Source organism: Zwartia vadi, assembly GCF_030410375.1.
Lineage (GTDB): Bacteria > Pseudomonadota > Gammaproteobacteria > Burkholderiales > Burkholderiaceae_B > Zwartia > Zwartia vadi.
In genome coordinates, this window is sequence record NZ_JAUHHE010000025.1 from 1 (window position 1) to 10,538 (window position 10,538).

At 51.6% G+C, this 10,538-nt stretch carries 6 protein-coding genes; all 6 read right to left on the minus strand.

Annotated features, from left to right (window positions below):
- The coding region (locus tag QWY27_RS14945; RefSeq protein ID WP_290199242.1) for a GTP-binding protein at nt 1-151 on the minus strand (151 nt) is incomplete at its 3' end.
- A gap of 18 nt (nt 152-169) precedes the next feature.
- A complete protein-coding gene (gene fusA, locus QWY27_RS14950) occupies nt 170-2,272 on the minus strand; it encodes an elongation factor G (protein WP_290199238.1) in 2,103 nt (700 codons plus the stop codon).
- Between the two features lie 14 nt (nt 2,273-2,286).
- The gene (rpsG, locus tag QWY27_RS14955; RefSeq protein WP_290199239.1) at nt 2,287-2,757 is read right to left on the minus strand and encodes a 30S ribosomal protein S7; all 471 of its coding nucleotides are present in this window, start codon (nt 2,755-2,757) and stop codon (nt 2,287-2,289) included.
- 183 nt (nt 2,758-2,940) lie between these two features.
- Nucleotides 2,941-3,321 carry a 30S ribosomal protein S12 gene (gene rpsL / locus QWY27_RS14960; RefSeq protein ID WP_028816413.1) on the minus strand — a complete coding sequence of 127 codons (381 nt, stop codon included), beginning with the start codon at nt 3,319-3,321 and terminating at the stop codon, nt 2,941-2,943.
- 361 nt (nt 3,322-3,682) lie between these two features.
- A complete protein-coding gene (gene rpoC, locus QWY27_RS14965; protein ID WP_290199240.1) occupies nt 3,683-7,897 on the minus strand; it encodes a DNA-directed RNA polymerase subunit beta' in 4,215 nt (1,404 codons plus the stop codon).
- Nucleotides 7,897-10,538, minus strand: a 2,642-nt coding sequence (rpoB, locus tag QWY27_RS14970) for a DNA-directed RNA polymerase subunit beta (RefSeq protein ID WP_290199241.1), incomplete at its 5' end; no start/stop codon positions are given. The genes rpoB and rpoC, both read right to left, overlap by 1 nt.

A 10,538-nucleotide genomic window follows, 5' to 3' on the forward strand; every position in this document is an offset into this window, starting at 1 on the left:
CGATCTGCGAGTAGTCTTTTGCTTCGCCACCAAACTTCTTGGACAGAACAGTCGTGATCGCTGCGGTCAACGTCGTTTTGCCGTGGTCAACGTGGCCGATTGTGCCGACGTTTACGTGTGGTTTGGTGCGTTCGAATTTACCTTTTGCCATGATTTTCCTCTAACTTAATTACTTGCCGCGGGCCGCGATAATTTCATCGGCCACGTTTTTGGGAGCTTCGGAGTAGTGCTTGAATTCCATCGTGTAGGTTGCACGACCTTGCGTCAATGAACGCAGGTTCGTCGCGTAACCGAACATCTCAGCCAATGGGACTTCGGCCTTAATGACCTTGCCGCCACCAACCATGTCATCCATACCTTGGAGCATGCCGCGACGTGAGGACAAATCGCCCATCACTGTACCGGCATAGTCTTCTGGTGTTTCAACTTCAACAGCCATCATTGGCTCAAGCAGCACAGGACTTGCCTTGCGCATACCGTCTTTGAATGCCATTGAAGCCGCCATGCGGAACGCGTTCTCGTTCGAGTCAACGTCGTGGTATGAACCGAAGAACAGTGTCGCCTTAACGTCAACGACAGGGTAACCGGCCAAAATACCTGCTGGCAGTGTTTCCTGGATGCCTTTGTCCACTGCAGGGATGTATTCGCGAGGAACCACACCGCCCTTAATGGCGTCGACAAATTCGTAACCACCGCCTGGTGGCAGGGGCTCAAGCTTGAGAACGACGTGGCCGTACTGACCGCGACCGCCCGATTGCTTGACGAATTTACCTTCGATTTCTTCGCAAACTTTACGAATCGTTTCACGGTAAGCCACTTGTGGCTTACCGACGTTTGCTTCAACGCTAAATTCACGCTTCATGCGGTCAACAATAATTTCGAGGTGCAACTCACCCATACCCGAAATAATTGTTTGGCCAGATTCTTCGTCAGTGCGCACACGGAAAGAAGGATCCTCTTGTGCGAGTCGCGATAAAGCCAGACCCATTTTTTCCTGGTCTGCCTTGGTCTTTGGCTCAACTGCTTGTGAAATCACAGGCTCAGGGAAGACCATACGCTCGAGCATGATGTGTGAATCCACATCGCAAAGTGTCTCGCCTGTCGTGACGTCTTTCAGACCCACCACAGCAGCGATGTCACCGGCAACCACTTCCTTGATTTCTTCGCGGTTGTTGGCGTGCATCTGCAAGATGCGACCGATGCGCTCTTTTTTGCCTTTGACAGGGTTATAGATTGTATCGCCTGACTTGAGAACACCCGAGTACACACGCACAAAGGTAAGTTGTCCGACATAAGGATCTGTCCTCAACTTAAATGCGAGAGCTGAAAATTTTTCATTATCGTCAGCTTTACGACTTGTTTCCTCGCCTTCGTCTGTTTCACCTTTCACTGCGGGAATATCCACAGGAGAAGGCAAGTACTCAATCACAGCGTCAAGCATGCGCTGTACGCCTTTATTCTTGAAAGCCGTGCCGCACAACATTGGCTGAATTTCGCAGGCGATTGTACGTGTGCGAATACCAAGCTGAATTTCCTCTTCGGTGAGCACGCCACCTTCGAGGTATTTGTTCATCAGATCTTCAGATGATTCAGCGGCGGCTTCGACAAGCTTTTCGCGCCACTCAGCGGCGATTTCAACCATGTCTGCTGGTATATCAACGTAATCGAATTTGATACCCTGACTGGCTTCGTCCCAAATGATGGCTTTGTTTTTGACGAGATCGATGACACCAGTGAACTTTTCTTCTGCGCCAATTGGTAAAACAACAGGCACTGGATTAGCTTTCAAGCGGGTCTTGAGCTGGTCGTAGACTTTGTAAAAGTTAGCGCCGGTACGGTCCATCTTGTTCACGAAGGACAAGCGTGGCACACGGTACTTGTTAGCCTGACGCCAAACAGTCTCAGACTGGGGCTGAACACCACCCACCGCGCAGTAAACCATACAAGCGCCGTCGAGCACACGCATGGAGCGCTCAACTTCGATTGTGAAGTCAACGTGCCCGGGAGTATCGATCACATTGATGCGATGCTCGGGGTAGTTGTTTCCCATGCCTTTCCAAAAGGCGGTCGTCGCGGCAGACGTAATCGTGATGCCGCGCTCTTGTTCCTGTTCCATCCAGTCCATTGTGGCGGCGCCGTCGTGGACTTCGCCAATCTTGTGATTGACGCCTGTATAGAACAAGATGCGTTCTGTTGTTGTGGTCTTCCCTGCGTCGATGTGGGCAGAGATACCGATGTTGCGGTAGCGCTCGATCGGGGTTTTGCGGGCCATGGTTGATCCTTAAATTACCAGCGGAAATGACTGAATGCTTTGTTAGCTTCGGCCATCTTGTGCGTATCATCACGCTTTTTCATGGCAGCGCCACGGCCTTCTGCTGCATCAAGCAGCTCGCCAGCCAGGCGCAGATCCATTGACTTCTCACCGCGCTTTTTCGCGGCTTCACGCAACCAGCGCATGGCAAGTGCCAAACGACGGACCGGGCGAACTTCCACCGGCACCTGGTAGTTAGCACCACCCACACGGCGGCTTTTTACTTCAACGATTGGCTTGATGTTGTTGATGGCCAAATTGAAGACTTCGATTGGCTCTTTGCCGGTCTTAGTCTGGATCTGATCCAGCGCACCGTAGATAATGCGCTCTGCCACGGCTTTTTTGCCGGACAACATCACAACGTTCATAAACTTAGCGAGCTCGACGCTGCCGAATTTTGGATCGGGCAGGATGTCACGTTTGGGGACTTCGCGACGACGGGGCATATCAATTCCTTTGTGTCATTTCAGTTGAACCGCAGCCTATCTGGCTACAGCCACGACCTACCATCAGGTAGGTCACTTACATTGCCAATTTGCTTTCGCATACTGGCTGCACATTTCAGTGCTACTTTTTACTGCGTTGACTTGGCTACAAGCTGGCGTATTTAGCTTGCTTATCTAGTCTGTTTACTTAGCCTGCTTAGGACGCTTGGCGCCGTACTTGGAGCGCGACTGCTTGCGATCTTTCACGCCCTGCAAGTCAAGTGATCCACGGACGATGTGGTAACGCACACCTGGCAAGTCTTTTACACGGCCGCCACGTACGAGCACGACCGAGTGTTCTTGCAAGTTGTGGCCTTCGCCACCGATGTAAGAAATAATCTCAAATCCGTTGGTCAAGCGCACTTTGGCGACTTTACGCAACGCTGAGTTTGGCTTCTTTGGTGTTGTTGTGTACACGCGCGTGCACACACCGCGTCGCTGAGGGCAGTTTTCGAGCGCTGGGCTCTTGCTCTTAGAAACGCTGACTTCGCGCGGCTTGCGCACGAGTTGGCTAATGGTTGGCATAACCTCAAATTCCCTTTTATTTCTGATACTTACGTGCGGTAATTTCACCCTGAAATTTACCCTCTACGACGCGTTCTCAGTATTCCCGTTCCTGGGCAGCTCGCGCAAACCCACCATCAAACGGAAATCCGTAAAAGAGCGGGTATTGCTAATCAAACCAGGGCGCATCAACAAGCCCAGAGCTGTTGAGTCCCCAAAAAATACGGTAAGCCTGACAGCTTAGCGTAAATCCTTATTTACTGTCAACCGACTTAACAAAACTTTGTAAAACTTTTGTTAAGAATAATTGAGTCTTTCAATACTTTCTCTTGAACGACCGGGCGGTACCGCTTTTAACGGCGGTACCGCCCTGACAAACAACTTATTCTTCAGTTGCCTCTGGTGCCTCAGCGGCAGCAGGTGCATCTTCGAACGGATTGGCTTGATGACGAGCTGCCTCGCGTTCAGCTGCTTCGATCGCCTCTTTTTCCTTACGTGCCACGTGATAGGCCATTCCTGTTCCAGCTGGAATCAGACGACCCACAATGACGTTTTCTTTCAGACCGCGCAAATCGTCGCGCTTGCCCATAATGGCAGCCTCGGTGAGAACGCGAGTGGTTTCCTGGAAGGAAGCCGCTGAAATAAAGGAATCGGTGGACAGGGAAGCTTTCGTGATACCCAACAAAATGTTGTCGTAGGTTGCCGGACGTTTGTTGTCTGCTTCCATACGATCATTTTCATTGAGCAACTCAGCGCGCTCGACTTGCTCGCCTGGAATGAAGGATGTATCTCCAGCATCGACGATGTTGATACGACGCAACATCTGGCGAACAATCACCTCGATGTGCTTATCGTTGATCTTCACACCCTGCAATCGATACACATCTTGAACTTCATCCACAACGTAAGTTGCCAGTCGCTCAATACCTTGGAGACGCAGAATGTCATGCGGATCAGCGGGGCCGTCCACAATCATTTCACCCTTGTTCACCACTTGACCATCATGCACGAGTACTTGCTTCTCTTTGGGAATCAAGAATTCGTGCGCAATACCGTCAAGGTCGGTAATGACCAGACGCTGCTTGCCCTTGGTGTCCTTGCCGAACGAAACCGTACCCGTCACGTCTGCCAACATACCGGCATCCTTAGGTGAGCGTGCTTCGAACAACTCGGCCACACGTGGCAAACCACCGGTAATGTCGCGAGTTTTTTGCGATTCTTGTGGAATACGCGCCAACACCTCGCCAACCTGAGCTTGCTGACCGTCACGCACGGTAATCAGTGCGCCAACGGGGAAGGAAATATTCACAGAGTGATCTGTGCCTGCGATCTTGACCTCTTCGCCTTTTTCACCAATCAATTTGATTTGCGGACGCATGGCGATTTTGCCACCACGTGTCTTGGGCGTGATCACAACAAGAGTGGACAAACCGGTTACATCATCAACTTGCTTGGCTACCGTTGCACCTTCCTCGATATTTTCGAAACGCACTGTACCTGCGTATTCGGAAATAATCGGGCGTGTCAGCGGATCCCAAGTCGCTAAGCGGGCGCCTGCTTTCAAAACGTCACCGTCATTGACTTGCAATGTCGCGCCATATGGCACCTTGTGACGTTCGCGTTCACGATCGTTATCACCATAAATGACGATTTCGCCCGAACGGGAAATTGCAACGCGCTCGCCTTTCGGATTGGTCACGTAACGCATGGTGCTGGCAAAACGCACCACACCATTTGATTTCGTTTCAACGCCGCTAGCCATTGCTGCGCGCGAAGCCGCACCACCGATGTGGAATGTACGCATCGTCAACTGCGTACCAGGCTCACCGATCGACTGGGCTGCAATCACACCGACTGCTTCGCCGACGTTGACGAGATAACCGCGTCCTAGATCACGTCCATAACAGTGTGCGCACAAACCATGACGTGTTTCGCAAGTCAATGGCGTACGAACGCGAACTTCGTCCACACCAAGCTTGTCAATGTAGTCAACGAGATCCTCATCAAGCAAGGTACCTGCTGCGATCGCTGTTTCCTGCGTATCGGGGTTCACGATATCAACCGCGGCCACACGACCAAGGATACGTTCGCGCAATGGCTCGATGACTTCACCACCCTCAACCAACGCTTTCATCGAATAGCCGTGCGAAGTGCCGCAGTCGTTTTCGGTGATCACCAGATCTTGAGTCACGTCAACAAGGCGACGTGTCAAATATCCAGAGTTCGCAGTCTTGAGTGCAGTATCGGCCAGACCTTTACGCGCACCGTGCGTGGAAATGAAGTACTGGAGTACGTTCAAACCCTCACGGAAGTTTGCTGTAATGGGCGTCTCAATGATCGAGCCATCAGGCTTGGCCATCAATCCGCGCATACCAGCCAACTGTCGAATCTGGGCAGCAGAACCACGCGCACCGGAGTCGGCCATCATGTAGATGGAGTTAAAAGACTCTTGACGCACATGATCGCCATGGCGGTCGACAACAGGTTCTGTTGCCAACTGTTCCATCATAGCCTTGCCGACTTTATCGCCAGCCTTGCCCCAAATATCAACCACGTTGTTGTAACGCTCTTGCGAGGTCACCAAGCCGGATGAATATTGCTTGTCAATCTCTTTCACTTCACGGCTGGCTTCAGCCAGAATTTCACCCTTGACTTCAGGGATCAACATGTCGCCCATCGCGATTGAAATACCGCCACGCGTTGCAAGACGGAAACCGGCCTGCATCAGCTTGTCGGCAAAAATCACGGTGTCGCGCAAACCGCAACGACGGAATGACTGGTTGATCAGCCGTGAAATTTCTTTCTTCTTCAACGCGCGATTCAGCACGGAGAAGGGCAAACCACGGGGCAGAATCTCTGACAACAAAGCACGGCCTGTCGTGGTCTCTACGCGCTGCACACCGGCCACCCACTCGCCGTCGGCATTGCGTGTCCACTCGGGCAAACGCACTGTGATGCGCGTTTGCAAGGTTGTTTCGCGGTTGTCATATGCGCGCTGCACTTCGGCCACGTCGGCAAAGAACATGCCTTCGCCTTTACCATTCGTGCGTTCGCGCGTGGCGTAATACAAGCCCAACACGATGTCCTGCGAAGGAACGATGGATGGCTCGCCGTTTGCAGGGAACAAGATGTTGTTTGAGGCAAGCATCAACGTGCGTGCTTCCATCTGTGCTTCGATAGACAGTGGCACGTGAACAGCCATCTGGTCACCGTCGAAGTCAGCGTTAAAAGCTGCGCAAACCAACGGATGCAGTTGGATGGCCTTGCCTTCAATCAGAACAGGCTCGAAGGCCTGAATACCCAGACGGTGCAGGGTTGGGGCGCGGTTCAACATGACCGGATGTTCACGGATCACGTCTTCCAGAATATCCCAAACCACAGGCTCTTGGCTTTCAACCAGTTTCTTTGCGGCCTTGATTGTCGTCGCCAAGCCCATTAATTCAAGACGGCTGAAAATGAAAGGCTTGAATAGCTCGAGTGCCATCAGTTTGGGCAAGCCGCACTGATGCAACTTGAGCTGTGGACCGACCACAATCACAGAACGACCAGAGTAGTCCACGCGCTTACCAAGCAAGTTCTGACGGAAACGTCCGCTCTTGCCTTTAATCATGTCAGCGAGGGACTTGAGCTGACGCTTATTCGCGCCAGTCATGGCTTTACCGCGGCGACCGTTATCCAGCAATGAGTCAACAGACTCTTGCAACATCCGCTTTTCATTGCGCAGAATAATTTCTGGCGCTTTGAGCTCAAGCAATCGCTTGAGTCGGTTGTTACGATTAATGACGCGACGATAAAGATCATTCAAGTCAGAGGTCGCGAAACGTCCGCCATCAAGTGGCACCAACGGACGCAAGTCCGGTGGCAACACAGGCAAGACTTCCATGACCATCCATTCCGCCTTGATGCCCGACTTTTGGAAACCTTCGAGCACTTTCAGGCGCTTGGAGATTTTCTTGATCTTGGCTTCGGATGTTGTGGCGTTCAGCTCTCCACGCAATGTTTCCACTTCGCGATCGATATCGATTGTGCGCAACAATTCACGCACCGCTTCGGCACCCATCAGCGCACGGAAATCATCGCCATACTCTTCGGTCTTGGCGATAAAGTCATCGTCGGACATGATTTGACCGCGCTTGAGCGGAGTCATGCCTGGCTCAATCACACACCATGCTTCGAAGTAAAGCACACGCTCGATATCACGCAATGTCATGTCGAGCACCATGCCCAAACGGGATGGCAAGCTCTTCAAGAACCAGATGTGCGCGACAGGACTGGCCAACTCTATGTGACCCATCCGCTCACGACGGACTTTCGCGACAGTGACTTCAACGCCACATTTTTCGCAAATGACACCGCGGTGCTTCAGTCGTTTGTATTTGCCGCACAAACATTCGTAGTCCTTGATGGGACCAAAAATTTTCGCGCAAAACAAACCATCACGCTCTGGCTTGAACGTTCTGTAATTAATTGTTTCTGGTTTGCGTACTTCACCGTAAGACCACGAACGGATCTTTTCGGGTGAAGCGATGCCAATTTTGATGGCATCGAACTGTTCGTCTTGCGAAACCTGTTTGAAAAGGTCGAGTAGCGCTTTCATTATTTACGCTCCAGATCCATGTCAAGCGCCAAGGAACGAATTTCCTTGACCAACACATTGAACGATTCGGGCATGCCCGCATCGATCGTGTGATCGCCTTTGACAATGTTTTCGTATACCTTGGTGCGGCCGTTAATGTCATCGGACTTAACCGTCAACATTTCTTGCAGCGTGTAGGATGCGCCGTACGCTTCAAGCGCCCAGACCTCCATCTCACCGAAGCGCTGACCACCAAACTGGGCTTTACCACCCAAAGGTTGCTGCGTGACGAGAGAGTAAGGACCAGTCGAGCGTGCGTGCATCTTGTCATCAACCAAGTGATGCAGCTTCAGATAGTGCATATAGCCCATTGTGACGGGGCGCTCAAACTGTTCGCCTGTGCGTCCGTCATACAGCCATGCTTGCGTACGTGACTCTGTCAAACCCATTTGCTGGGCGATTTCATCTGGATACGCCAACTCAAGCATCTTGGTGATTTCAGCTTCTGTTGCACCATCAAAAACAGGTGTTGCAAACGGCACGCCGTTTTTGAGGTTTTGTGCAAGCTCGATCACTTCGTCATCATTTAACTCGTCGATACGGGCACCTGTGCCAGTACTGTTGTACATCTTGTCGAGGTACGTACGAATCTTTTTGATTTCGATTTTTTGTTGATCGCGCAACATGTCGCCAATACGCTGGCCCAGTCCTTTTGCTGCCCAACCAAGGTGGACCTCAAGCACCTGACCCACGTTCATTCGCGAAGGCACGCCCAACGGATTCAGCACGATATCAGCTGGTGTACCGTCAGCCATGTGCGGCATATCCTCTACAGGAGTGATGCGCGACACAACGCCTTTGTTTCCGTGGCGACCGGCCATCTTGTCACCAGGCTGCAAGCGACGCTTGACAGCAAGGTAGACCTTGATCATCTTGAGCACGCCTGGTGGCAACTCATCACCCTGAGTCAGCTTTTTACGCTTTTCCTCAAAGGCCAGATCAAACTGATGACGCTTTTGTTCGAGAGATTCTTTAGCCTGTTCGAGCACAACAGCATGCGCCTCGTCAGCTAAACGAATGTCAAACCATTGCCAGCGATCGAGCTCAGCCAAATATTCTTTGGTCAAAGCCGTACCCTTGGCAAGCTTGCGCGGACCACCATTTACGATCTTCTTGATCAGCAACTTTTCAATACGATCAAATGTGTCGTTTTCAACAATACGCAACTGGTCGTTCAAGTCTTGGCGATAACGACGTAACTCATCATCAATGATGGATTGCGCGCGCTTGTCGCGAACGATACCTTCACGTGTGAAAACCTGAACGTCAATCACTGTTCCAACCATGCCGGAAGGCACGCGCAAGGAGGTGTCTTTAACGTCGGAAGCTTTCTCGCCGAAAATCGCGCGCAAAAGTTTTTCTTCTGGTGTGAGTTGCGTTTCGCCTTTAGGCGTGACCTTGCCTACCAGAACGTCATCGGCACGAACTTCAGCGCCAATATGGACAATACCCGACTCATCCAAACGATTGAGTTGTGTTTCGGCCAAGTTGCTGATGTCGCGTGTGATTTCTTCGGCACCGAGTTTGGTATCGCGCGCAACAACCGTTAACTCTTCGATGTGAATCGAAGTGTAGCGATCGTCCGCCACAACTTTTTCAGAGATCAAAATCGAATCTTCAAAGTTGTAACCATTCCAAGGCATAAAGGCGATCAACATATTCTGACCCAGAGCGAGTTCGCCCAGATCGGTTGATGCACCATCGGCCAACACATCGCCCGCAGCCACCACATCACCACGGCGCACAATTGGGCGCTGGTTGATGTTCGTGTTTTGGTTTGATCGTGTGTATTTGATCAGGTTGTAAATATCAACACCGACCTCGCCTGCAACGTTTTCTTCATCATTGACGCGAATCACAATGCGATCTGCATCAACGTGGTCAACAACACCACCACGCAAGGCTTGTACTGTCGTGCCCGAGTCAATTGCAACGGTACGCTCGATACCCGTACCAACGACTGGCTTCTCAGGACGCAAACACGGGACAGCTTGACGCTGCATGTTTGCACCCATCAATGCGCGGTTCGCATCATCGTGCTCAAGGAAGGGAATCAGCGAGGCTGCAACAGAAACGATCTGCGATGGCGCAACGTCCATGTAGTGCACGTTTGCAGGCGCTGTCAGCAGGGTTTCACCCGCTTGGCGACATGCAACCAGATCATCGGTGAACTTGCCGGTCGGGCTGAGTTCAGCGTTAGCCTGGGCAATCACATAGTTGCTTTCTTCGATCGCAGAAAGATATTCGATCTGGTCCGTCACGCTGCTATCGACAACTTTACGATAGGGCGTTTCGAGGAAACCATATTCGTTTAACCGAGCATACAAAGCCATCGAGTTAATCAGACCAATGTTCGGTCCTTCAGGTGTCTCGATTGGGCACACGCGGCCATAGTGTGTGGGATGAACGTCTCGAACTTCGAAACCAGCTCGCTCGCGCGTCAAGCCACCAGGTCCCAATGCCGAAACACGACGCTTGTGCGTGATTTCGGAAAGAGGATTAGTCTGGTCCATAAACTGGGACAATTGGCTCGAACCAAAAAACTCTTTGATCGCTGCGGAAATCGGCTTGGAGTTGATCAAGTCATGCGGCATCAGATTCT

Excerpts from the sequence above, each read along its gene's own strand:
- rpoC (WP_290199240.1), bottom strand. The coding sequence starts at position 7,897 with ATGAAAGCGCTACTCGACCTTTTCAAACAGGTTTCGCAAGACGAACAG.
- rpsL (WP_028816413.1), bottom strand. The coding sequence starts at position 3,321 with ATGCCAACCATTAGCCAACTCGTGCGCAAGCCGCGCGAAGTCAGCGTT.
- fusA (WP_290199238.1), bottom strand. The coding sequence starts at position 2,272 with ATGGCCCGCAAAACCCCGATCGAGCGCTACCGCAACATCGGTATCTCT.
- rpsG (WP_290199239.1), bottom strand. The coding sequence starts at position 2,757 with ATGCCCCGTCGTCGCGAAGTCCCCAAACGTGACATCCTGCCCGATCCA.